19 protein-coding genes and 1 pseudogene are annotated in these 22,362 nt (G+C 67.4%); 15 read left to right on the top strand and 5 right to left on the bottom strand.

What is annotated here, in order from left to right; translation table 11 throughout:
- Window positions 1–13: 13 nt before the first annotated feature.
- Both AC4OR5_RS24650 and AC4OR5_RS24655 read right to left on the bottom strand, forming a co-directional pair.
- A complete protein-coding gene (locus tag AC4OR5_RS24650) occupies window positions 14–1,249 on the bottom strand; it encodes an NADH:flavin oxidoreductase/NADH oxidase family protein (RefSeq protein ID WP_003114387.1) in 1,236 nt (411 codons plus the stop codon).
- A gap of 126 nt (window positions 1,250–1,375) precedes the next feature.
- A complete protein-coding gene (locus AC4OR5_RS24655) occupies window positions 1,376–2,206 on the bottom strand; it encodes an alpha/beta fold hydrolase (protein ID WP_058160147.1) in 831 nt (276 codons plus the stop codon).
- Between the two features lie 232 nt (window positions 2,207–2,438).
- On the opposite strand from AC4OR5_RS24655, the gene AC4OR5_RS24660 reads away from it, so the two are divergent.
- A complete protein-coding gene (locus tag AC4OR5_RS24660) occupies window positions 2,439–2,927 on the top strand; it encodes a MerR family transcriptional regulator (RefSeq protein WP_003110523.1) in 489 nt (162 codons plus the stop codon).
- A 99-nt stretch (window positions 2,928–3,026) separates the two neighbouring features.
- The gene (locus tag AC4OR5_RS24665; protein WP_003131041.1) at window positions 3,027–3,713 is read left to right on the top strand and encodes a type 1 glutamine amidotransferase domain-containing protein; all 687 of its coding nucleotides are present in this window, start codon (window positions 3,027–3,029) and stop codon (window positions 3,711–3,713) included.
- Between the two features lie 214 nt (window positions 3,714–3,927).
- Here AC4OR5_RS24665 and AC4OR5_RS24670 read toward each other — a convergent pair whose 3' ends face one another.
- From AC4OR5_RS24670 to AC4OR5_RS24680, 3 genes are all read right to left on the bottom strand, one after another.
- Window positions 3,928–4,566: a DUF6348 family protein gene (locus AC4OR5_RS24670; RefSeq protein WP_004344329.1), complete on the bottom strand. Its 639-nt coding sequence runs from the start codon at window positions 4,564–4,566 to the stop codon at window positions 3,928–3,930.
- Between the two features lie 428 nt (window positions 4,567–4,994).
- On the bottom strand, window positions 4,995–5,930 hold the full coding sequence (locus AC4OR5_RS24675; protein WP_058160148.1) for a FecR domain-containing protein: 936 nt from the start codon (window positions 5,928–5,930) through the stop codon (window positions 4,995–4,997).
- Between the two features lie 2 nt (window positions 5,931–5,932).
- Complete coding sequence (locus AC4OR5_RS24680) at window positions 5,933–6,472, bottom strand: sigma-70 family RNA polymerase sigma factor (protein WP_079976658.1); 540 nt, start codon at window positions 6,470–6,472, stop codon at window positions 5,933–5,935.
- Between the two features lie 168 nt (window positions 6,473–6,640).
- On the opposite strand from AC4OR5_RS24680, the gene AC4OR5_RS24685 reads away from it, so the two are divergent.
- The 13 genes and pseudogenes from AC4OR5_RS24685 to AC4OR5_RS24745 all read left to right on the top strand — a co-directional run.
- On the top strand, window positions 6,641–7,120 hold the full coding sequence (locus AC4OR5_RS24685) for a VOC family protein (RefSeq protein WP_003131038.1): 480 nt from the start codon (window positions 6,641–6,643) through the stop codon (window positions 7,118–7,120).
- A gap of 31 nt (window positions 7,121–7,151) precedes the next feature.
- Entirely contained in the window at window positions 7,152–7,544 is a 393-nt protein-coding gene (locus tag AC4OR5_RS24690) for a GFA family protein (RefSeq protein ID WP_003090602.1), read from the top strand.
- A gap of 29 nt (window positions 7,545–7,573) precedes the next feature.
- Window positions 7,574–7,852 (top strand): hypothetical protein, encoded by a 279-nt coding sequence (locus tag AC4OR5_RS24695; RefSeq protein WP_003090604.1) that lies wholly within the window; start codon window positions 7,574–7,576, stop codon window positions 7,850–7,852.
- A 74-nt stretch (window positions 7,853–7,926) separates the two neighbouring features.
- On the top strand, window positions 7,927–8,469 hold the full coding sequence (locus AC4OR5_RS24700) for a hypothetical protein (RefSeq protein WP_058160149.1): 543 nt from the start codon (window positions 7,927–7,929) through the stop codon (window positions 8,467–8,469).
- Window positions 8,470–8,557: 88 nt separating this feature from the next.
- On the top strand, window positions 8,558–9,505 hold the full coding sequence (locus AC4OR5_RS24705) for a Dyp-type peroxidase (protein ID WP_023106410.1): 948 nt from the start codon (window positions 8,558–8,560) through the stop codon (window positions 9,503–9,505).
- Window positions 9,506–9,693: 188 nt separating this feature from the next.
- Complete coding sequence (locus AC4OR5_RS24710; protein ID WP_024947538.1) at window positions 9,694–11,577, top strand: AAA family ATPase; 1,884 nt, start codon at window positions 9,694–9,696, stop codon at window positions 11,575–11,577.
- A 1-nt stretch (window position 11,578) separates the two neighbouring features.
- The gene (locus AC4OR5_RS24715) at window positions 11,579–12,217 is read left to right on the top strand and encodes a 4Fe-4S single cluster domain-containing protein (protein WP_058151905.1); all 639 of its coding nucleotides are present in this window, start codon (window positions 11,579–11,581) and stop codon (window positions 12,215–12,217) included.
- A gap of 14 nt (window positions 12,218–12,231) precedes the next feature.
- Window positions 12,232–18,528, top strand: coding sequence for an AAA domain-containing protein (locus AC4OR5_RS24720; RefSeq protein WP_058160150.1), 6,297 nt, complete (start codon window positions 12,232–12,234; stop codon window positions 18,526–18,528).
- Window positions 18,525–19,874: a coiled-coil domain-containing protein gene (locus AC4OR5_RS24725; protein ID WP_058160151.1), complete on the top strand. Its 1,350-nt coding sequence runs from the start codon at window positions 18,525–18,527 to the stop codon at window positions 19,872–19,874. The genes AC4OR5_RS24720 and AC4OR5_RS24725 overlap by 4 nt, the downstream gene beginning before the upstream one ends.
- Window positions 19,875–20,217: 343 nt before the next feature.
- Window positions 20,218–21,072 carry a GIY-YIG nuclease family protein gene (locus AC4OR5_RS24730; protein ID WP_071534255.1) on the top strand — a complete coding sequence of 285 codons (855 nt, stop codon included), beginning with the start codon at window positions 20,218–20,220 and terminating at the stop codon, window positions 21,070–21,072.
- Between the two features lie 315 nt (window positions 21,073–21,387).
- Entirely contained in the window at window positions 21,388–21,921 is a 534-nt protein-coding gene (locus AC4OR5_RS24735) for a hypothetical protein (RefSeq protein ID WP_127891044.1), read from the top strand.
- 56 nt (window positions 21,922–21,977) lie between these two features.
- Window positions 21,978–22,101, top strand: a pseudogene (locus tag AC4OR5_RS24740) (IS3 family transposase); the annotation flags it as partial.
- 109 nt (window positions 22,102–22,210) lie between these two features.
- On the top strand, window positions 22,211–22,362 hold a 152-nt coding region (locus AC4OR5_RS24745; RefSeq protein ID WP_491952850.1), incomplete at its 3' end, for a transposase.

Raw genomic sequence — 22,362 nt, forward strand, 5'->3', positions numbered from 1 at the left:
GCGCTGACGGTGCTCAGGCTTCGGCGCGCGAACGCATGAGCCGCCGGTAACGGCGGGTCTGCAGGAGCGCGCCGGCCTGCTGCGCGAGCAACGCGCACAGCGGCGACACCCGTGGGTTGGTCGCCCTGCCCCGGCTCAGCTTGCGCAACTGGAACTTCACCGCGGCCATGTTCGCCAGCGAGGCCAGGGGTTTGTTCCTCCAGGTTATCGGCCGCAACTGCGGCGCCGAGTCCTTGCCGGCGCGCCAGTCGCGCGGCAGGTTCGGCTCGATCGCCAGCGCCGTGCCGATGCCGACCATGTCCACCCCGCTGGCCAGCACCTGCTCGGCCACCGGCCGCCGGCGGATGCCGCCCGTGACCATTACCGGCATCCGCGCCGCCGCGCGGATGTCGCGGGCGAACTCGACGAAGTAGGCCTCGCGGGCTAGGGTCCGCCCGTCGCGCGCTTCGCCCTGCATGGCCGGCGCCTCGTAGCTGCCGCCCGACAGCTCGACCAGGTCGACGCCCAGCCCATCGAGCATCCGTACCACCTCGCGGGCATCGTCGGCGCTGAAGCCGCCGCGCTGGAAGTCGGCGGAATTCAGCTTCACCGCCACCGCGAAGCCAGGGGCAACCTCGGCACGCACCGCCCGGACGATCTCCAGCAGCAGGCGCGCGCGATTCTCCAGGGAGCCGCCCCAGGCGTCGCTGCGGCGGTTGCTCAGCGGCGAGAGGAACTGGCTGAGCAGGTAACCGTGGGCGGCATGGATCTCCACCCCGCTGAAGCCGGCCCGCTCGGCCAGGCCGGCGCTGCGGGCGAACCGCTGGATCACCTCGGCGATCATCGCCTCGTCCATCGCCTTCGGCGTAGCGAAGTGCCTGGACATCCCGCCCAGTTCCAGCGGCACCGCCGAGGGCGCCCAGGCCTGCTGGCCGAGATTGGCCTGCATCTGCCGGCCGGGATGGTTGATCTGCAACCAGAACTGCGCGCCGGCGGAACGCCCGATGCGCGCCCAGCGGCGGAACTTCTCCAGTTGCGCGTCGTCTTCCAGGACCACCCCGCCGGGGCCGGTCATGGCACGGCTGTCGACCATCACGTTACCGCTGATCAGCAGCCCGGCGCCGCCGTCGGCCCAGGCCTGGTAGAGGCGCATCAGGCGTTCGGAGGGGGCCTGCGCGGCATCGGCCATGTTCTCCTCCATGGCGGCCTTGGCGAGGCGATTGGGAATGGTCGAGCCGTTGGGAAGCGTCAGCGTGTCGAACAGGTTCATGGGCCTACCTCATGAGGACAGTGGCCCGACGATAAGATTGAAGTCGACTTCAAGGTCAACGCTTTTTTTTCCGCGCCGCCTGAGCCCCGACCGGGTGCCGGGAGCGCGCCCCGGCACCCGGCGCGCTCAGCCGCGGATGAAGGCCAGCAGGTCGGCGTTGATCACCTCGGCCTGGGTGGTCGGCATGCCGTGCGGGAACCCCGGATAGATCTTCAGCGTGCCGTTGCGCAACAGCTTCGCCGAGAGTACGCCGGAATTCTCGTAGGGCACGATCTGGTCGTCGTCGCCATGCATCACCAGCACCGGGATGTCGATGCGCTTCAGGTCATCGCTGAAGTCGGTCTGGGAAAAGGCCACGATCCCATCGTAGTGGGCCTTGGCGCCGCCCATCATGCCCTGCCGCCACCAGTTGCGGACGATCCCTTCCGAGGGCTGCGCCCCGGGACGGTTGTAGCCATAGAACGGGCCGGCGGGAATGTCCTGGTAGAACTGCGCGCGATTGGCCGCGAGCTGCGCCTGGAGATCGTCGAAGACGCTCTTCGGCAGGCCGCCCGGATTGCCCTCGGTCTTCACCATCAGCGGCGGTACCGCGCTGATGATCGCCGCCTTCGGCACCAGGTCGTCGGGATAGCGGGCGATGTAGTGGACGACCTCGCCGCCGCCGGTGGAATGGCCGACATGGATCGCCCCGCGCACCCCGAGGCGCTCGACCACCGCCGCCACGTCGTCGGCGTAGTGGTCCATGTCATGGCCGTCCCAGACCTGGCTGGAACGACCGTGGCCACGGCGGTCGTGGGCCACTACGCGAAAGCCCTCGGCGAGGAAGAACAGCATCTGCGCATCCCAGTCGTCGGAACTCAGTGGCCAGCCATGATGGAAGTAGATCACCTGGGCGTCGCGCGGCCCCCAGTCCTTGTAGAAGAGTTCGACGCCATCCTTCGTTGTCACGTAACCCATGTCGCTTCTCCCGATCGGTGTGGATGCAGGCAACGGCGCCACCCTGCGGCCGCCGTCCCCTGTGTAGAGTAGAAAGCCGCCTGCGTTGCGCCGCCTGGACGAGGAAAACGCGACCGGCGGTAGCGCCCATGCGGCCTGGCGAACCCGTCGATGGAGGCGAGTTCGTCGCCCGGCCGTGAAACCACCCTAGGCTTGAAGTAGGCTTGAAGGTCAACGCGTTTCGAGGTGCGACATGAAAATCGGCGAACTGGCCAAGCTCACCGGCCTGGCGACATCGCGCATCCGCTTCTACGAGGCCAGCGGCCTGATCCGCTCGCAGCGCAAGGCCAACGGCTACCGCGACTATGCGGCAGATACCGTGTGGATCCTGGAGTTGGTCACCGGCGCCCAGGGCGCCGGCTTCTCCCTGGAGGAGATCGCTCGCCTGCTGCCGAGCGGCGACGGCGCCTGGCAGCACGGCGAGCTGCTCGAAGGCTTGCGCCGCAAGGTGGCCGAGATCGAGGCCCTGCAACGACGCCTGGAACAGAACAAGGCACAATTGCTGGTGGCCATCGAAAGCATCGAGAACAAGCCGGACGGCCTGCAGTGCACGGAAAACACCCAGCGCGTGCTGGAGCGCCTGCGCGAGGAAGGCCCTCCACAGACGGTCGGGCGTCCACGGCAAACCCGCTCGCGGGGGGCCTCTTCCACGCCGGCGGAGCAGCGGCTTTCCGACGCTTGACCTTGAAGTCGACTTGAATCTTAGAGTGACGCCAACCCACCCGGACAGCCTGCCGAAACCGGCTGCCGAAGGGATCACTCACCGAGGAAGGTCAACCCAATGACCAAGCGCATCCTGCACGTCGTCACCAACGTCGCCCACTATGCCGATCCGACCCAGCCCACCGGGCTGTGGCTGTCGGAGTTGACCCATGCCTACGAGATCTTCGCCGCCCGGGGCTACCAGCAACGCCTGGTCAGCCCCCGCGGCGGCGAGTCGCCGCTGGAGCCGCGCGCCCTCGGCTGGCCCCACGCCGACGCCAGCGCCAAGGCCTGGCTGGCCGACGAGGCGCGCCTGGCGCTGCTGGCCGACACCGCCGCTCCCGAGCAGGTCGACGCGGAGGCCTTCGACGCCATCTATTTCACCGGCGGCCACGGCGTGATGTGGGACTTCCCCGACGACGCCGGGCTGCAGCGCCTGACCCGCGAGATCTACCAGCGCGGCGGCATCGTCTCGTCGGTCTGCCACGGCTATTGCGGCCTGCTCAACACACGCCTGGACGATGGCCGCCTGCTGGTCGCCGGGCGCCGCCTGACCGGCTACTCCTGGATCGAGGAAGTGCTCGCCGGGGTCGCCCGCAAGGTGCCGTACAACGTCGAGGAAGAAATGAAACGACGCGGCGCGCTCTACGAAAGAAGCCTGCTGCCGTTCACCAGCAAGGTGGTGGTCGACGGCCGCCTGGTCACCGGGCAGAACCCGCAGTCGGCCAAGGCCACGGCCGAGCAGGTGGCCGCCCTGCTCGGCTGAACGCGCGGCGCGTCAGTCCTGCGCGCGCCTCATCTGGAAGTCGTGGCGCCGCTTGCCGATGAAGAACGACATCTGCATCGTGCCGTCAGCCAGGGGCCGCAGGATCGTCGCAGTGCTGGTCTTGTGGTAGGGGTCGAACTCGTCGAAGGGCGACCTGACATGGATGGAGCCGCCATCGTCCGGTTCCGCCTTGCGGGCTTCGCGACGCGGCGGCCTACGCCAGTGGCTTGAGCATGAGGAAGTTGCGCACGCTGTAGTAGCCCTGCGAATCCTGCCAGTCGAGAGCGGCCAGGTTCTGCATGCCGGCCTCCCACGGCTGGTTGTCGAACAGCGCCTCCACCGTGCGCTGGTTGCCGAAGGCACAGAAGAAATGCCGGAACCAGTGCAGGCGCGCGTCCAGCGGCTCGGCGCGAATCGCCCGCTCGATGCTCGGGAACAGCCCGGCCGGCAGCGGCGGCGCCTTGCCCTCGGCGCCGCGCAGGCCGAGGTTGCCGATATGCACCTCGAAACGCCGCTCGCCGATCTCCCAGCTCTCCACCATCACCTGGTCCTCCTCGGCCTGGCCCCAGAGCGCGGAAAGCAGCACGTGGAAAGAGTTGGAGGCGAAGTTACGCAACGCGTCCTGCAAGCCGCCCTCGCCGCTGCCGATGCCGGCGAAGGCTTCCTGCAACTGGCGCTCGTCCTCCAGCAGCACATCGACGTCCAGCCGTCCGGTCTTCTCCCCCGCATACCAGGTGGCGCGAATCGCCGGTAGCCGCCCGGCTGGCGCCACCCATTCGCCGTGCACGACGCAGTCGATCCGGTGGGATTCGAACAGAGCAGCCAGATGCTGCGAGACGGAGACCGCTTCCATGGGTTGTCCTTGCATGGTCGAGGGCGCGCCGCCGAGGCGCTGCCCGGAAAGCCCGGCGAGGCCGGGCGAAACGCGGCATAGGGTAGCGCAGATCGGAATCCTCGGCGCCGCCAGCTTCGTCACGCTGGCGCAGCGACAGCCAAGAGCCCTCCTGCCGTCGCTGCTGCGAGCGGGGCCTCGTCCACCTGGCCGGTCTGGCGCAGGCGTGGGACAGGTCGTGCCGAAGCCCCCTCCCAGGCCCTGGCCGAGAACTCGGGCGCATAGGCAGGGAAACGCATCGGTAACGATGAGCCGGACGTAGTGCGCAGGAACCCGGAAGGGAATGCGACATCAGATTTTCCTGTTTGGCAACGTCCGCGGCTGCTTCATGTGTTGGCCGAACAAGAATGACCATCGGCAAGCCCGCGACGTTGTTCTGCGTCTGTCCTTCAGACCGACTCGACGGTGACCCAGTAACGCGTCAGGTAGCGCACGCGCACGGGCAGCGACTTGCCCAGGTTTTGCAGGACCGCGTCGATCCGGTCCAGGCGGTAGGTGCCGGAAAGGCGCAGCTCCGCCACCTCGGCGGCGCAGCGCAACACCCCGGCGCGATAGCGGGACAGCTCGGCGATGAACTCGCCCAGCGGCCAGTCCACCACCGTCAGCACGCCCTGCGTCCAACTGCCTTCGCCTTCGCGCAAGGGCGTCGACGAGTAGCCGCGTCGCTCGTCGAAGAGAGCCTGCTGGCCGGCTGGCAGGCGCATCGGCCGGGTCGGCGTTTGCAACGGGCGTAGCTCCACTGCATGGCTGAGGACGCAAACGCGCGTGCGCGGCCCCTCGCAACGCACGCTGAAACGGGTTCCCAGCGCGCGCACGCTGCCTTGTGCGGTGTGCACGAGGAACGGGCGAGCGCTCTGCGCGCTTTCCACGAGGATCTCGCCCCGCCACAGGTACGCCTGGCGCAGGCTTTCGTCGTAGGCCAGGTCCAGCGCGGTGGCGCTGCTCAGGTCGACCCGGGTACCGTCCGCCAGGCGCAGTTGGCGGCGTTCGCCGACGCCCGTGCGCTCCCCGGCGAGGAGCGCACGGTAAGGCAGGCCGCCGCTCGCCAGCCAGCCGCTACCCGCGGCGCAGGCCAGCAGGGCGAGCGTCTTGAGCAGCGCTCGGCGCCGCGCATGCACGCCTGCCAGCGTGTGCAGGGAGGTCTCCGCCGGCAGCGCCGCCCATTGGCCCTGCAAGCGCTCGATACGCTCCCAGGCCCGACGGTGTCGCGGGTCGGCCTCCAGCCATTCGCGCCAGGCCTGGCGCTCGCCATCGTTCGGCGGTTCCGCGCCGAAGCGCACGTACCAGGTGGCGGCGGCCTCCAGCACCTCGATCTCCAGTTCCATGGTCAGTCCTTGCAGAGCAACAGGCAGCGGGTCATGGCGCGAACCATGTGGTTCTCCACGGTGGTCATCGAGACGCCCAGGCGCTCGCCGGCCGACCTGTAGGTAAGCCCTTCGAGCTGTACCGCGAGGAACACCTGGCGGGTACGCTCGCCCATGCCGTCGAGGGCGAGGTCGATGGCAGTCAGGGTCTCCAGGATCGACAGTCGCGTTTGCGCTGGAATGTCCAGCGGCTCCGGCCGCGCGGCCAGGCTGTCCAGATAGGCCTGCTCGGTGGCGCAGCGGCGGAAGCTGTCGCTCATCAGCGCCCGGACGCTCGCGCTCAGGTAGCAGCACTGTTCGCGGAAGGCCTCGGCGCTACGCCAGGCGAACACGCGCACGAAGGTGCCGTGGGCGAAATCGGCGGCATCCTGGGCATTGCCCAGGCACAGGCGAAGCCATTGCCGGAGCCGGCTTCCATGCTCGACGCGGGGTTTGCCTATCGAGGCCGTCGGGCACGCTGGCCGTTCTTCTTGCGGTGGATGGGGGCTGGCGGGAGGGAGCATGGCAGTCCACGACACTAATGATAATGAGTCTCATTCTATTTACGCCCGAAGCGGAACTGCAACTGCGCATGCGATCGCCCGGCAGCGCCACCGTTCGGCGCCCAGCACGGCTCGAAACGCCCGCAGGTCTAGACTTCCACGGTCGCCCCCGCCCATGGAGACCCAGCCATGATCAGCAAGAACACCATCTGCCTCTGGTACGACAGTGCCGCCCTGGAGGCCGCGACCTTCTACGCCGAGACATTTCCTGACAGCGCCGTGCTGGCTGTCCATCGTGCGCCCGGCGACTACCCTTCCGGCAAGGAGGGCGACGTGCTGACGGTGGAGTTCCGGGTGATGGGCATTCCCTGCCTCGGCCTCAACGGCGGCCCGGCCTTCCGCCACAGCGAAGCGTTCTCCTTCCAGGTCGCCACCGACGACCAGGCCGAGACCGACCGCCTGTGGAACGCCATCGTCGACAATGGCGGTGAGGAAAGCGCCTGCGGCTGGTGCCGCGACAAATGGGGCATCTCCTGGCAGATCACCCCGCGCGTTCTCAGCGAAGCCATCGCCAGCCCCGACCGCGCGGCGGCCAGGCGTGCCTTCGAGGCGATGATGACGATGGGCAGGATCGATATCGCCGCCATAGAGAAGGCTTTCAAGGGCTGAACGCCCCAACGCCTTGCAAAGGAGTTCCGAAATGGATCGATTCACCGGCGGCTGCCTCTGCGGCAAGGTCCGCCTGGTGGCGAGCGGCCAGCCCTATCGGGTCGGCCTCTGCCACTGCCTCGACTGCCGCAAGCACCACGGCGCGTTGTTCCACGCTTCGGCGATCTTCCCCGAGGAGGCGGTGAGCATCGAGGGCGAGACCCGCGACTACGCCGGGCGTTTCTTCTGTCCGCAGTGCGGCTCGTCGGTGTTCTCGCGCAGCGCCGACGAGATCGAGGTCAGCCTCGGCGCCCTCGACGCTCCCGACCAGTTCCAGCCCACCTACGAACTCTGGACCATCCGCCGCGAGGGCTGGTTGCCGGCGTTTCCGCTGGCACGGCACTATGAAAGGGATCGCGAAGGCGACGGCCGTAGCGAAGAGTGACGTTATTCCGTCAGGAGAAGGGAGGCAGCATGGACGAACTGTTCGAAGAGCACCTGGAGATCGCCAAGGCGCTGTTCGCGCAGCGCTTGCCGTACTGGTGCGATGTCTTTCTGCGCCCGGCCGACCGGGCTTTCAACGCCTACCTGAATGCCCGCGGCCAGGCCTCCACCTACCTGGTGCTCGAAGGCTTCGATCCGGTCTATATTCCTCGCGGCTGCGACCTCGACGCCGTGCGCGCGACCGCCAGGGCCAGGGCGCGACTGAGAGAAGCGGGGCTGGGCGAAGACGCGCTGCCCGTACTGCTCTGAGCGCAGGCCGCCAGTATCGCGGAAGCATCTGCTGGCAATTCCTCCCACCGCACTGTCCGCCAACGGAAGGCTACATGAACGCCCACCCCTACCGGCTCCGTCTCGCCGCCGGCCTGGCGCTGCTCCTGCCGGCCGCCTGCACGTCCCCTGCCCCGCCAGCACCGAACCTGACCGCGCTGTTCGCCGACGCCCTGCACTGCCGCGGCGACTTCCCCGACGCCCGCGACCGCGCAACCGCCGAGCGCCTGCGCGCCGAGGGCGTCGAAGTGCTGGATCGCGCGCCCGGCGAGACCCTCGACCTGCTCTACCGCTTCGCCACCCCGCTGCGCATCGACGGCAGCCTGGTGAACGCGGTGCGGGTACGCGGCGACAGCGGCGTGCTGGTGATGGCCTACGCCGAGGGCGACCTCGAAGACTTCGCCCGGCGCCAGGGCGCGACGCCGCACCCGGCGGAACGCGCCGCGCTGGATGGTTTCGGCGAGCTGGAGGTGCTCTACAGCCGGCCGCTGTCGCCGCGTCCCGGCCTCGACGAAAGCCCGCCGCGCCTGGTGATCGGGCGCGGGATCGAGGCGGCGGCGCAGGCGTTCCGCTGGGGCTGCCGGAGCTACGACGGCTGAACCCCGGGCAGGCCTTGATCGAGGACAGCCAGAGCGTGCTCCGACTCTGCTAGGCTCGCCTTTCCAGCTTCGATGAGGTCACACCCGGATGGTCAACGAATCCCCCGTACCCCAAGCGGTCGACAGCCCGATCACCCGCAGCGCGATCTTCCTCGTCGCGACCCTGGCGCCAGGCGAGGAACCCGCCGCCGCCGTGCGCGCCCTGTGCGGCGACATCGCGGCGCTGGTGCGCTCGGTCGGCAAGCGCGTGCCGGGCGGCGACCTGTCCTGCGTGACCGGCTTCGGCGCCGCCGCCTGGGAACGCCTGTTCGGCTCGCCGCGCCCGGCGTCGCTGCACGCTTTCCGCGAGATCGGCAGCGGCGAGCGGGTCGCCGTGTCCACCCCGGGCGACCTGCTGCTGCACATCCGCGCCGAACAGATGGACCTCTGCTTCGAACTGGCGACCCAGTTGCTCGGCCGGCTCGGCACAGCGGTCAAGGTGGTCGACGAGGTCCACGGCTTCCGCTACTTCGACATGCGCAGCATGGTCGGCTTCGTCGACGGCACCGAGAACCCGACCGGTCGCGACGTCGCCCGCCATACCCTGGTCGGTGACGAGGACCCGGACTTCGCCGGCGGCAGCTACGTGCTGGTACAGAAGTACCTGCACGACATGGCCGGCTGGAACGGCCTGACCACCGAGGCGCAGGAGCGCATCATCGGCCGCACCAAGCTGTCCGACATCGAGCTGGACGAAGCGCTCAAGCCGAGTTGCTCGCACAGCTCCCTGACCACCCTGGTCAAGGACGGCGAGGAAGTGAAGATCCTCCGCGACAACATGCCCTTCGGCCGTCCCGGCTCCGGCGAGTTCGGCACCTACTTCATCGGCTACGCGCGCTCGCCGCAGCCACTGGAGGAAATGCTCGAGAACATGTTCGTCGGCCGTCCAGCGGGCAACTACGACCGCCTGCTGGACTACAGCAGGGCGGTGACCGGCAGCCTGTTCTTCGTACCTTCCGCCGACCTGTTGGAGGCACTGGCCGACAAGGCACCGTAGGCGGCGGGTGCCGCTCTCTCCGCCGGCATGCGGCGGCGCCTGCGCCAAGTGCCAGCGGGCGGCGCGGATCCCCTGCCGAGCATGGGTGGAACGAGGAGGCGCCCGAGCCGGGCAGAGGAAAGGCCACCCACGCAGCGCACGCCTGACTGGCAGGTTTCGTCGCCTCCGGCGAGGTCAGGGTTGGAGACATGGCCCTCGGGGCAATATGCTGTGGCCACGACACACGCTGTGAGCGACTATCGATGCCAGGGACTGCACTGTTCGAAAAGCCACGCTGGTTGCGCGACCTCCTGCGCTTCCTGCCCCTCAAGAGTCAATTCGTCCTCTCCGGGAACATCCGCGACCTGCAAGCCTGTGAAGTGGTGCCGGGTACGGTCACTGCGCAGAGCTTCAACCAGACCCTCTGCGACGCCCTGCTGGGCGCCGGCTACACCCAGGTGCTGGCCTGGGATCCGCTGGCCGGGTTCCGTGTGCTCGGCCGGCCGGGCAGCGAGGCGGGCGCCACTCCGCAGGTGCTTCTCGACCTCGGCCTGACCCCGGTGGACGGCGCCGCGCCGGCCGGCATCGACCTGCTCGGCGCGACCCTGCAACGCCTGGTCAACCGTAGCGGCGAGCCGATCGCCCTGATCGTCGACTTCGCCTCGCGCCTGGCGGTGCGCAACGACGCCCTGAGCGCCGCCGAGCATCAGTTGTTCACCCAGGCCCTGGTACTCTCCCACCAGGCCCGCAGCCGTCCCGCCGGGGAACAGCGCAAACCGTTCTTCAACAGCGTGCTGTGGGTGGTGGAAAAGGAAGGCGACCTGCCCGACTGGCTGCTGGTGGACAACCCGCGCCTGCGCCATATCCCGGTGTCGAAGCCCGACCAGGCGGCGCGCCGGGCCCTGGCCCCGGCGCTGCTCCGCGGGCTCGGCGGCACGGGCGTCGCCGAGGAGGCCCTGCAACAGGCCGCCGCGACCTTCGTCGAGAACACCGAAGGCCTGCTGCTCCTCGATCTCAACGCCATCGTCCAGTTGGCGCGCGTGGAAGGCCTGGCCATGGAACGCATCGCCGACGCCGTGCGCCGCTACAAGGTCGGCGTCACCGAAGACCCCTGGCTGAAGATCGACCGCCAGCGCATCCGCCAGGCCGACGAGATCGTCCGCCGCCGGGTCAAGGGCCAGCAGCACGCGGTGACCCACATGCTGGACATCGTCAAGCGCGCGATGACCGGGGTCGGCGCCAGCCGCAAGGGCAACCGCCCGCGCGGCGTGGCCTTCCTCGCCGGGCCCACCGGGGTCGGCAAGACCGAGCTGGCGAAGACCGTCACCAGCCTGCTGTTCGGCGACGAGAGCGCCTACATCCGCTTCGACATGTCCGAGTTCAGCGCCGAGCATGCCGACCAGCGCCTGATCGGCGCGCCGCCCGGCTACGTCGGCTACGACGTCGGCGGCGAACTGACCAACGCGATCCGCGAAAAACCCTTCAGCGTGGTGCTCTTCGACGAGATCGAGAAAGCCCACCCCCGGATCCTCGACAAGTTCCTGCAGATCCTCGACGACGGCGTGCTCACCTCCGGGCGCGGCGATCGCGTGTACTTCTCCGAGGCGCTGATCGTGTTCACCTCGAACCTGGGCATCTACCGCCAGGGGGAGAACGGCGAACGGGTCGCCAACGTGCTCCCCGGCGAGCCCTTCGAGGCGGTGCAGGGCAAGGTCCACGGCGAGATCGAGCGCTACTTCAAGCTGGTTCTCAACCGCCCGGAAATCCTCAACCGGATCGGCGAGAACATCATCGTCTTCGACTTCATCCGCGCCGACGTCGCCGAGCAGATCTTCACCCAAATGGTCGACGGCACCTTCGCCGACCTCCGCGAGCAGCGCCTCGTCATCGAACTGGCCGAGGCGCCGCGCCAGGCGCTGCACGACCTCTGCCTGGGCGACCTGTCCAACGGCGGCCGCGGCATCCGCAACCAGCTCGAAGCGCGCCTGCTCAACCCGTTGTCGCGGGCACTGTTCGACCAGGACGCGCAGCCGGGCGAGCGCTTCCTGATCAGCGCCCTGGACGCCGACGGCCTGACCCTGGAACGCCGCTGAGATGGAACTGAGCCTGTCGCGGGTGCATTTCCCGGTGACCACCCTGGGCCCGGGACGGCGCCTGGGCATCTGGTTCCAGGGCTGTAGTATCCGCTGCCCCGGCTGCATCTCCGCCGATACCTGGGGGCCAGGCCGGCGGCGCATCGCCCTGGCACGCCTGCTCGCAGACATCCAGCCATGGCTGGAGCAGGCCGAGGGCATCACCGTCTCCGGCGGTGAACCCTTCGAGCAGTTCGCTGCCCTCCTCGCCCTGCTCGGCGAACTGCGCCAGCGCAGCCGCGCCGACATCCTGGTCTACAGCGGCTACCCGCTGGAGCATCTGCACGTGCAGCTGGAACAGGCCGCCGGGCTGATCGACGCGCTGATCAGCGACCCCTACCAACAGCACGCCGAACAGAGCCTGGCCCTGCGCGGCAGCGACAACCAGCGCCTGAGCCTGCTCACCGAACTCGGCCGCGCGCGCCTCGGCGGCTACCAGCGGCCACTGCGCGAAGACGACAAGGCCCTCGACCTGATGTTCGACCATGACGGCAGCGTGTGGATGGCCGGCATCCCGCGCCGCGACGACCTGCTGCGGCTGCAGGACCTGCTGCGCGAACAGGGCCACCAACTTAGCGTCAGCGCCCATCGGCCGCGCTGAATGGATCGATACCGATGATACGTTTCTGCCCCAACTGCCAGAGCGAACGCTCGCTTTCGGAAATCTTCTGCGAAGGCTCGATCCAGGGCCAGCCCTGCGGCTGGGACCTTTCCGCCGAAGCCATCCATCCCGCCGGCTGGCGACCGCAACCGGTGCTGACCCAGGAAGCCATCGCGCCGCCAGCCAGCGAGCCGCCAACGGCGTCCGCCCCGCTCTGCGCCAACGGCCACCCGCTGCAACCCGGCGACCTGATGTGCCTGGAGTGCGGCGCCGCGCCGGCCGAAGACCCGCTGCCGATGCAGGCCGAGGCCACGCCGCAGCCCGCCGTCACGGAAACCCTGATCGACGGCTGGCGCCTGCTGCGGCAGATCGCCAGCAGCGACGGCGTGCGCGAGCGCTACCTGGCCGAACATGCGGAAAGCGCCCGCCAGGCGGTGCTCACCCTGTATCGCCCGGGCGCCGAGCCGGACCCGGCGATCTACGACGTGATCCGCCGCCTGCCGCGCGAACACGTGCCGGAAATCCTCGCCACCGGCCGCTGGGACGAGCGCGCCTACGAAGTGGTCGAGGAACTCACCGGCGGCAGCCTCGCCGACCTCGGCACCGTGCTGGAGGACCGCGAGGCGGTGCGTCACGTGGTCCGCGAGCTGGGCCACGCCCTGCACGTGTTCAACGAAGCCGGCCTGCGCCACCGCGACCTGCGCCCGGCCAGCCTGCTGGTGCGCAGCCACGAGCCGCTGGACCTGGTGATCAGCGGCTTCGGCTCGGCGCGCCTGTCGGAATTCGACCTGGATATCGTCTCGCCGCTGGAGACCAGCCGCTACATGGCCCCCGAGGCGATCGCCGGCGGCGTGGCGGCGGCTTCCGACTGGTGGAGCCTGGGCATGATCCTGCTGGAGCAGTTGACCCGCGGCGCCTGCTTCGAAGGGGTCAACGCCAACGCCTTCCTGATCCACGTGCTGGCCAACGGCGTGGCGCTGCCCGACGACCTCGACCCGCAGTTGCACCTGCTGCTGCGCGGCCTGCTTGCACGCGACCGCCACCAGCGCTGGCAGTGGCCGCAGGTACAGGCCTGGCTGAACGGCGAGGCGGTGGACGCGCCGGCCTCGGCGGACAGCGAAAAGGACGACGCCGAAGGCGCCAGCATCGCCCTCGGCGCCCGGCGCTTCCGCAAGCCGACGGTCTTCGCCCTGGCCGCGGCCCAGGCCGAGCACTGGGCGGAGGCCCTCGACCACCTGCTGCGCGGGGCGATCGTCACCTGGGCCGAGCACATCGGCCTGTCGCCCAGGCTGCTCGCCGGCCTGCGCCAGGTGGCCCAGCACGAGGGGCTGGAGGACGACTTCCGGCTGATGCTGGCGCTCAAGCTGCTGAACCCGGAAATCCCGCTGATCCAGCGCGGCGAGATCGTCACCCCCGGCTGGCTGCTGGAGCATCCGCTGGAGGGCTACCGGCTGATCAGCGGCTCGGTGCCCGACCTGCTCGAACAGTTACACACCGAAAGCTGGCTGTCGCGGCTCAAGACCCGCGCCGAGAACGTCCGCCAGCGCGCCCTGCACCAGCACATCGAACTCGCCGAAGAACAGTTGCGCATCTACCTGCTGTCGACCTCGCGGGCGCGCCTCGCCGCGCAGTGGCAGGAGCGCCAGCGCCTCCTGCCGGACACCGAGCACCCCGGCCTGCTGGCCCTGGCCGAGCGCCGGGTGATCGCCGAGGAAGACCTGATCGTCCTGCTCAGCGCCAACATCGGCCAGTTCCGTGCCGCCGAGGCGATCGTCGAGGAAGCCGCCGGCCTGGCCCGCGACGCCGATGTGCACCTGTTCGACGCGGAGACCGCGCGCGGCCTGTTGCAGCACTCGCGGCAGGAGCTGTACCGCCGCGTCGACGAACGCATCAGCGGCTTCGCCCGCAGCGGCGTGCCCAGGGTCGACGAATGGGCCGAGCAGTTCCGCCTGGAGCGGCGCATGCCGTTGGCGAGGGTCCTGGTGCTGCTGGCGATCCCGCCGGAACAGTGGCTGGAACCGCAGAAGCAGCAGTACGTGTCGCAGATCCTCGATTTCTTCGAGAAGAAAGTGGTCGCCGCGGTGATGCGCGGGCCGCTGGTGCGCATGAGCATCGGCAAGAGCACCCCACGCATCGACCTCAACGAACTGCACAGCGCGCGACGCCCCGCCGCCGCCCTGCTCGACCATCTGCTGCAACGCAACGCCCGCGCGGTGAGCCTCGACCCGGACAGCTTCCTCGCCAACCCGCAACTGGAAGTGCGGCTCAACGCGCTGTCCCGGCAAAGCTCGCTGTACAAGCGCGACACCGGCATCGACGGCCTCTACCTGGGCTTCCCCTTCCTGCTCAACCGCGACCCGCGCGGCACCACCCGCACGCGCATCGTGCCGCTGCTGCTGTGGCCGCTGAAGCTGCAACTGGAAGTCGGCAGCCGCGGCCAGGTGGCGCTGGCCTTCGACGGCGAGCGCGAGGAAGTGCGCCTCAACCCGGCCCTGGAAAGCCTGCTCGGCCCCGAGCCGTGCAAGCGCTGGCGCAAGGTCGCCGACGAACTGCTCGGCCGCTCCGCGCTGCGCGCCGCCGACGTGATGGATGCCTTCGGCCTGCTCGCCACCCCGCGCGGGCGGGTGCTGGAAGGATTGCCGCCGAGTTCCACCGAGGTCACGCCCTACCAGGACCAACTGGCCTGCGCCGCGGTGCTGTTCCACGTCACCTTCATGGGCCAGGCGATCGGCGAGGACCTGCGCCAGTTAAAGAGCCTGCCGCCCTCCGGCACCGGCCTGGAGACCGCGCTGCGCCTGCGCGAGAACGGCGAGCCGGAAGCCCGCGAGAGCCCGCCGGAGTTGCAGCGCTACTTCACCGTGGCCAGCGACCCGTCCCAGGAGGCCGCCGTGTTGCAGGCCCGGCAGAGCCCGGGGCTGCTGGTGGAAGGCCCGCCCGGTACCGGCAAGAGCCAGACCATCGTCAACATGGTCGCCGACGCCATCGGCCGCCAGCGCAGCCTGCTGATCGTCTGCCAGAAGCACGCCGCCCTGGAAGTGGTGCACAAGCGCCTGGTGGCCGAGGGCCTGGGCCAGCGCATCGTCATGCTCAACGACGTCAACCGCGACCGCGAACCGGTGATCCGCAACATCCGCGAGCAACTCGAAGCGCTGTTCGCCGACGCCGGCGGCGCCCAGGGCTGGGAGCGCCAGCGCGAGCGCCTGGCGGCGCGTATCGAGGCGCTGGAAGGCGAACTGGACCGCTACCACCAGAGCCTGCACCGCGTGGACGAGGCCACCGGGCTGAGCTACCGGCGCCTGCTCGGCGAACTGATCGAGCTGGAGAAAGGCTCGCCGCCGCTGGACTTCCCGGCCCTGCGCCAGCGCCTGGCGGCGCTGGACATCGGCAGCCTGGCGCGCCTGGAGGAAAACTGCGCGCCGCTGGTCCGCCTCTGGCTACCGGCCCGCTACGAAGGCAGCCCGCTGGCGCAACTGCGCGCCTTCGCCACCGACCAGGCCACCCTGCAAGCCTTCGCCGACAGCCTGCGCGCCTTCGGCGAAGCGGAGAACGCCCGGCAGAAAGCCCTCGACGAACACCCGGCGAGCTTCGAGGTCGACGACCCGACGCCCTACCGCGCCTGGCTGGCAAGCCAGGTCGGTACCCTGCTGAATTTGCGCGAGGAGCAGCGCCAGCGCCTGGCCCACTGGCTGCCGCTGTTCCGCGACGCCGCGCCAGGACAGCCGAGCCGTGGCGACGGCTTGCTGGCGGAGGCCGAGCAGATCGAACGGCAACTGCGCCAGCTCGACCTCGAACGGCACGCGCCGCTGCTGTCGCCGGCCCTCGCCATGCTCGAAGAGAACAACCTCGAACGCTTCCAGGCCCACGCCCGCCAGGTGCTCGAGGCACGCACCTGGCTGGCCCGGCTCAACCCGCTGCGCCTGCTGCGGCGCGGCCGCCTGCGGCGCTTCCTGCGCGAGCACGGCGAGGCCGACGACGACAACCGCCTGGCCGTCCTCCTCGGCGCCTGCGACCTGGAGCGCCAATGGCGGCCGCTGCGCCGGCAACTGGCGGCGCTGCAACAGAGCCTGGGGCTGGCGGCGCTCGCCGCTGACGCCGGCCCCGAACTAGCCAACCTGGCCGGCCACGCCAGCCAGCAACTGCGCGAGATCCAGGCCCTGGCTCGCGGCCTGGCCCAAGCGCCACGCGCCGAGCAGCTCGACGCGGTGATCCTCACCGGCGAGAAACAGCGCTTCGAAGCGCTGCTCGGCGACATCGACGCCGCGCTGATCCGCCAGGCCGCACGCCAGCTCAGCCTGGACAAACTGAAGGTGCTCGCCGACTGGCTCGGCGACGAACTGCTGGAACAGCTGCACCGCGCCATCGCCGGCAACCAGAGCAACCTGCCGGCCCTCGGCCGCCTGCGCGAGGCGCTGCCGCAACTGGTCGCCTACCAGCGCTTCCGTGGCCGCGCCGGCCAGCTCGAAGCCACCGACCTGGAATTCCTGGCCCTGCTGCGCCAGCGCCAGGAACGACTCGACGCGATTCCCGCCGAAGCACTCGAAGCCACGGTGCGCCGCATGCTCAATCGCGAAGCGCGGCTGGGCTGGAAGCAGCGCCTGGAACAAGACAATCCGGAACTGCTGTTCAGCCAGGACGAAGCCAGGGCCAGGGTCGCCAGCCTCGCCGAAGCCGACGTGCAGATGCGCGCGCTGAACCGCGAACTGCTCGGCAAGGGCATCGACGCCGCGCGCCTGGGCAGCCGCAAGCAGTGGGAAGACGTCACCCGCCTGACCGGCAAGCGCTCGCGGCGCCTGCGCGAGTTCATCGAGCTGGGCGCCGAACTCGGCCTGATGAGCCTGCGCCCGGTCTGGCTGATGAACCCCGACCTGGCCAGCCGCGTGCTGCCGCTCAAGGCCGGGCTGTTCGACATGGTGATCTACGACGAAGCCTCGCAGATGCCGGTGGAGTTCGCCCTGCCGACCCTCTATCGCGGGCGGGTCACGGTGGTCAGCGGCGACGAGAAGCAGATGCCGCCGACCGCGTTCTTCTCCAGCCGCGTGGAAAGCGACGAGGCCGAGCTGTTCGACGGCGAAGCGCCCGACGAGGACGCCGACGAGGAGCAGCGCGAAGCCTACGAGGACACCTGGAACCGCCGCGAGATCAAGGACTGCCCGGACCTCCTGCAACTGGCGCGCAACGCCCTGCCCAGCACCACCTTGCAGATCCACTACCGCTCGGCCTACCGCGAGCTGATCGGCTTCTCCAACGCCTCGTTCTACGGCAACCGCCTGAGCGTGCCGGTACGCCATCCGCAGGCCAACATCCTGCGCATCAAGCCGCTGGAACTGATCCAGGTGAACGGCCTGTACCAGAACCAGAGCAACGAGCGCGAGGCCGAGCGAGTCGTCGACTACCTCGCCGAACTCTGGCGCCAACCCTATGCGGCGCGGCCGTCGGTGGGCGTGGTCACCTTCAACCGCAAGCAGGCCGACCTCATCGAGGAGCGCCTGGAACTGCGCGCCGAGCAGGACGAGGCGTTCCGCGCCGCCTACAGCGAGGAGCGCGAGCGCAGCGAAGACGGCGAGGACATGGGCGTGTTCGTGAAGAACGTGGAGAACGTGCAGGGCGACGAGCGCGACGTGATCGTCTTCTCCTCCACCTTCGGCCGCAACGGCCAGGGCAGCTTCCGGCGCAACTTCGGCGTGCTCGGGCAGACCGGCGGCGAGCGCCGCCTCAACGTGGCGGTGACCCGCGCGCGGCGCAAGGTGGTGATGATCACCTCGATGCCGATCGGCGACATCTCCGACATGCTCGGCACCCAGCGCTCGCCGAGCAGCCCGCGCGACTACCTGCAAGGCTACCTGGAATACGCCCGCGCACTGTCCGCCGGCGAGTTCGCCGGTACCGGCCAACTGCTCGAGCGCCTGCACACCGACCGCAGCGACCAGCGCCGCCAGCACTACCAGCGGCACGACGGCTTCAGCGAGATCGTCGGCGAGTACATCCGCTCGCTGGGCTGGTCCGCCGCGCCCGCCAGCGAAGGCGACGCCTTCGGCCTCGACTTCGCCATCGAGAACCCGGCCACCGGCCTCTACGCCATCGGCATCGAATGCGACGCCCCCTGCCACCCGCTGCTGGAACGCGCCCGCGCCCGGGAAATCTGGCGACCCTCGGTGCTGCGGCGGGCGATCCCGCACCTCCACCGGGTTTCCTCCCAGGGCTGGTACCACGACGGCGACAACGAACGCGCACGGCTGCGCGCCGCCATCGAGAAGGCCCTGGCGCCCAGCGCGGAAACCCATCCCACGGCAGCAGCGGAGGCCTCCCAATGAGCGGACCGAAAGTCGTACGAATCGTCACCCGGGAAGAAGCCATCGCCACCTGCGAGCGCGACCTGCAACGCCTGGACAAGGCCCTCGCGCGCTGGGAAAACCAGGCCAGCCGGCTCGCCCAGCTCAGCGACGCCGAGCGCGCCGCCGCCCACGCCCGCCGCGCCAGCCTGCACGCCCTGCTCGAACAGGAACGCTGGCTGGACGTGCAACTACAGGTGAAGATCGAAAGCGAATTCCTCAAGCGCGACCTCGCCGAACGCGAAGAGCGCGCCATTCGCCAGGCCGCGGAAACGCGCCAGCAACACCGCCGCCTCCAGGAAAACGCCAGCGCCCTGCTCCAGGCCCTCGACGCCAGGCCCGATGCCGCCAGCGCGGCACTCCGGCAAACCCTGCAAGCGCTGGCCGACGGCGCCCTCCGCGACGACGCGGAAGCCCTGCTCGCCCAAGGCTTCGCCGCCCTCGCCAGCGTCCCCGCCGAAGAACGCCTCAGCGCGGCCCAGCACGAACTCGCCCAGCGCCTGAAGACCGACGAAGCGCCCATCACCCTGGAACAGTGGCGCGCCCGCCAGCAACAGGACGCCCCGCGCGAACAGCGCCTGGCGCGCATCGACCGGCACATCGCCGAACTGCAACTGCTGCAAGGCGAGGCCAGCGCCCAAGCGTTCCTCGAGCGACTGGCCCGCGCCGAAGCCGAACAGCGCCCGGAGCGCCGCAACCTGCTGCTCGACAGCCTGGTCCTCGACCTCGCCCAGGCCGCCCGCGAACACCAGCAGCAACGCCAGCGCCTGGAACACCTGCAAGACCTCGCCAGCGAAGTCGCCGCCCTGGGCGCCGCCGAACACGCCGAACTGCTCCAGCGCGCCGCCGCCTGCCAGCCCGACAGCGATCCGCAGCAACTCGCCGAACTCACCGAGCGATGCAATGCCATCCTCACCGCCCACCTCCAGCAACAGGCCGCCCTCGCCCGCCGCCAGGCCGTGCTCCAGGGCCTCGCCAGCCTCGGCTACGAAGTCCGCGAAGGCATGACCACCGCCTGGGCGCAGACCGGCAGGGTCGTCCTGCGCAAACCCGCCACCCCCGGCTACGGCCTGGAAGTCGGCGGCAAGGCCGACAACGGCCGCCTGCAACTGCGCGCCGTCGCCCTCAACGCCAACCGCGACAGCCAGCGCGACCGCGACATCGAAACCCTCTGGTGCGGCGAATTCCAACGCCTCCAGGCCCTGCTCGCCGCCCAGGGCGGCGAACTCAGCCTGGAACGCGCGCTGGGAGTGGGAGAAGTGGCGTTGAAGGAGATTGGCGAGGAGGAGCAGCGGGAGATGGGGGTGGCGCGGCAGAGGGGGTTGTGAAGCTCGTGTAGTGAAAGGGTCAATGCCTTCTAGGCAGTGGGGCCAATGTCTCTTTGTTTATAGTAGGTGGGGTAGCGTAGTGTCCTACTGAACCCGGACACTACTGCACGTCGCTGACGTAACGATTTATAACGAAAGAGAACCCGTGAGCCTGCGGGATTAGCAGGCGCTTGTGTATACCAACAGCCCAACCGTGACGATCACGTCACCCGAGAGAACTCATTCACTGATGACAAACTGAAGTCCACCCCGTAGCTTAAACACCTTCGTAACGCAGCTACCGCATCATTCTACCATAAGCCAGGCTTCCTGCCATTATCTAGCTAAACATTAGGCGCCATAAATGAACCCATCTGCCACCATAAAACTTTTTCTACCACTGGGAGATCCTAAGCGCGTCCGTACGGCAGAGATATCCAATTGGTCGGGAAAAGCTATCGCAGCCCCACGCTCTGATTTAGACCGACTTTTAAATCGCCGCGAACTTCTGCAGCCGGGTGTGTATCTCTTGCTCGGAGAAGACCCCGATTCCGGCAAGCAGGTTGCATATATAGGTGAAGCTGAGGTCGTTCTAGATCGCATTAAGCAGCATCGGAGCAAAGAGTACTGGAACTCCGCCATCGTTTTCGTTAGCAAGGATGAAAACCTCACCAAAGCCCACATTCGCTACCTTGAAGGGCGAATCATTGAGCTTGCCAGTCAAGTTGGCCGCTACAGCCTAATTAACGCAAACAACAGTGGATCGCGCCTGCCAGAGTCAGATCAACACGATATGGAGGTCTACCTTGAGCGCATCGGACAGCTATTGCCCGTTCTTGGCTCGGAACTACTCACTCCGGTAAAGCCGGTCGCCGAGCTACTCCAGCCTACAGAAGTACTTGTATCCAAGATTAAGAGTGCGGAGGCACGCGGAATGCGATCACCCAATGGCTTTGTCGTTTTAGCCGGTTCAACAGCCATTCTGCAGGAACGACAAAGCGGAAAAACACATGGCGCCTGGATACTCAAGTTGCGGCAACAACTGATCGAGAATGGAACGCTTCAGCCGCAGAATGGACTGTTAATCTTCACTAAAGACGTCGAGTTCTCAAGTCCAAGCGCAGCCGCAGGAGTGATCCGAGGTGGAACGGCGCCTGGACCGATATCCTGGAAGAACCAAGCCGGTCGCACACTAAAAGAGATTGAAGGTGACGCCTAAGCTATTATTGGAATTTGCGTGTAGACGCCTAACTTATCATTGCATACAGATGATGTTCTGTAGGAGGTCTACTGATCCCGGATCACTGATTCAAGCGAAAAACTTCGTCATATTGAGCAAACAACGACGTGCATTTCCGCCGAGTTCAAACTCGGAACTGCTGCCTTGGAGTTAAAGCTACAGCTATATCGAAGCCTACTGGCCGCTCGACATCGTGGCCTTTGCGTTACAGCCGCTGGGAAAAATCGCTTCAGGAGGAGCATCCGGGATAGGTTGATTACCACATACGGCATCTATCGAAATAAGGTTCTATTCATGCTCAACGAAATATCCTTAATAGTCTCGTTTTCTGCAGCAATTATCTCAGGACTTAGCCTGGCGGTCTCCATTTACAGTACTCGTCAGGATCGTGCACGGATACACACAAGATCAGAGATTTTCTACGACGCAACTCGTGGGTTAGAGCTAGCCCCCAGCATGAGAGTAATCATTGTCAATGCAGGACGCCGCCCTATAATAATGACCCGCTTCGTAATCATAAGCGAGCAAGGCAACTGGTTCACACCTCTTCGGGAACTTGGAGCCCATGAACTACAAGAAGTAGTTACCGAGGCACGGCCACTGATAGAGAAACTTGTTGCGCAAAATACATCTATTCGCCTTTCTGAAGGTGATATTTTCGAAATAATAATCCATCATGACGATGACCGTATACTTTATAGCGTCTTTGAGGACAGCCAGAGAGAAGCAAAGGACATTCAGATTGAAGATGTCTTAGGACGAAGATACTGGATCAAAGATGCAAAGAAGAACATTTCAAATTTGAAATCATTCTTCAGTAACACATGAGTCATTCGATGGAGCAGATACAACCGTCAAGTTCATCGAAAGAATGGAGACACCGTGAGCAAATCGGGCGGTTCAAGGTATGTACCTGATGCGTGAGCTGCGTTGATCAGCAAGCAGCCAGGCTCACATGCGTACAAAAAGGCCACAGTAGAGCGGCCAGATATTCCGAATATCTTGAATTGGACTACCCCCGATACGATAGACATTCCCGGCCTATGCTTTGAGCATAGGAGGAAGTCCATGTAACCTGCCCCCCGATTTCAGTACCACGTCAAACTTAGTAGAGTCCGTGTTCCGAGCAGGAGACGGCAGTGAAAAAGCGTTTACCGAAGAGCAGATTCTCGACTTCCTCAAGCAGGCGGAGGCCGGTGTGCCGGTGAAGGAACTGTGTCGCCGACACGGCTTCAGTGATGCCTCGTTCTACACCTGGCGGGCCAAGTT

It is taken from the genome of Pseudomonas sp. YA1 (genome assembly GCF_058680555.1).

Bases quoted from the DNA above. Each gene is read 5' to 3' on its own strand.
- AC4OR5_RS24715 (WP_058151905.1), top strand. From the start codon at position 11,579: ATGGAACTGAGCCTGTCGCGGGTGCATTTCCCGGTGACCACCCTGGGC.
- AC4OR5_RS24690 (WP_003090602.1), top strand. From the start codon at position 7,152: ATGGATCGATTCACCGGCGGCTGCCTCTGCGGCAAGGTCCGCCTGGTG.
- AC4OR5_RS24655 (WP_058160147.1), bottom strand. From the start codon at position 2,206: ATGGGTTACGTGACAACGAAGGATGGCGTCGAACTCTTCTACAAGGAC.
- AC4OR5_RS24695 (WP_003090604.1), top strand. From the start codon at position 7,574: ATGGACGAACTGTTCGAAGAGCACCTGGAGATCGCCAAGGCGCTGTTC.
- AC4OR5_RS24700 (WP_058160149.1), top strand. From the start codon at position 7,927: ATGAACGCCCACCCCTACCGGCTCCGTCTCGCCGCCGGCCTGGCGCTG.
- AC4OR5_RS24675 (WP_058160148.1), bottom strand. From the start codon at position 5,930: ATGGAACTGGAGATCGAGGTGCTGGAGGCCGCCGCCACCTGGTACGTG.
- AC4OR5_RS24705 (WP_023106410.1), top strand. From the start codon at position 8,558: ATGGTCAACGAATCCCCCGTACCCCAAGCGGTCGACAGCCCGATCACC.
- AC4OR5_RS24650 (WP_003114387.1), bottom strand. From the start codon at position 1,249: ATGAACCTGTTCGACACGCTGACGCTTCCCAACGGCTCGACCATTCCC.
- AC4OR5_RS24730 (WP_071534255.1), top strand. From the start codon at position 20,218: ATGAACCCATCTGCCACCATAAAACTTTTTCTACCACTGGGAGATCCT.
- AC4OR5_RS24660 (WP_003110523.1), top strand. From the start codon at position 2,439: ATGAAAATCGGCGAACTGGCCAAGCTCACCGGCCTGGCGACATCGCGC.
- AC4OR5_RS24720 (WP_058160150.1), top strand. From the start codon at position 12,232: ATGATACGTTTCTGCCCCAACTGCCAGAGCGAACGCTCGCTTTCGGAA.
- AC4OR5_RS24725 (WP_058160151.1), top strand. From the start codon at position 18,525: ATGAGCGGACCGAAAGTCGTACGAATCGTCACCCGGGAAGAAGCCATC.
- AC4OR5_RS24685 (WP_003131038.1), top strand. From the start codon at position 6,641: ATGATCAGCAAGAACACCATCTGCCTCTGGTACGACAGTGCCGCCCTG.
- AC4OR5_RS24735 (WP_127891044.1), top strand. From the start codon at position 21,388: ATGCTCAACGAAATATCCTTAATAGTCTCGTTTTCTGCAGCAATTATC.
- AC4OR5_RS24710 (WP_024947538.1), top strand. From the start codon at position 9,694: ATGGCCCTCGGGGCAATATGCTGTGGCCACGACACACGCTGTGAGCGA.
- AC4OR5_RS24680 (WP_079976658.1), bottom strand. From the start codon at position 6,472: ATGCTCCCTCCCGCCAGCCCCCATCCACCGCAAGAAGAACGGCCAGCG.
- AC4OR5_RS24665 (WP_003131041.1), top strand. From the start codon at position 3,027: ATGACCAAGCGCATCCTGCACGTCGTCACCAACGTCGCCCACTATGCC.
- AC4OR5_RS24670 (WP_004344329.1), bottom strand. From the start codon at position 4,566: ATGGAAGCGGTCTCCGTCTCGCAGCATCTGGCTGCTCTGTTCGAATCC.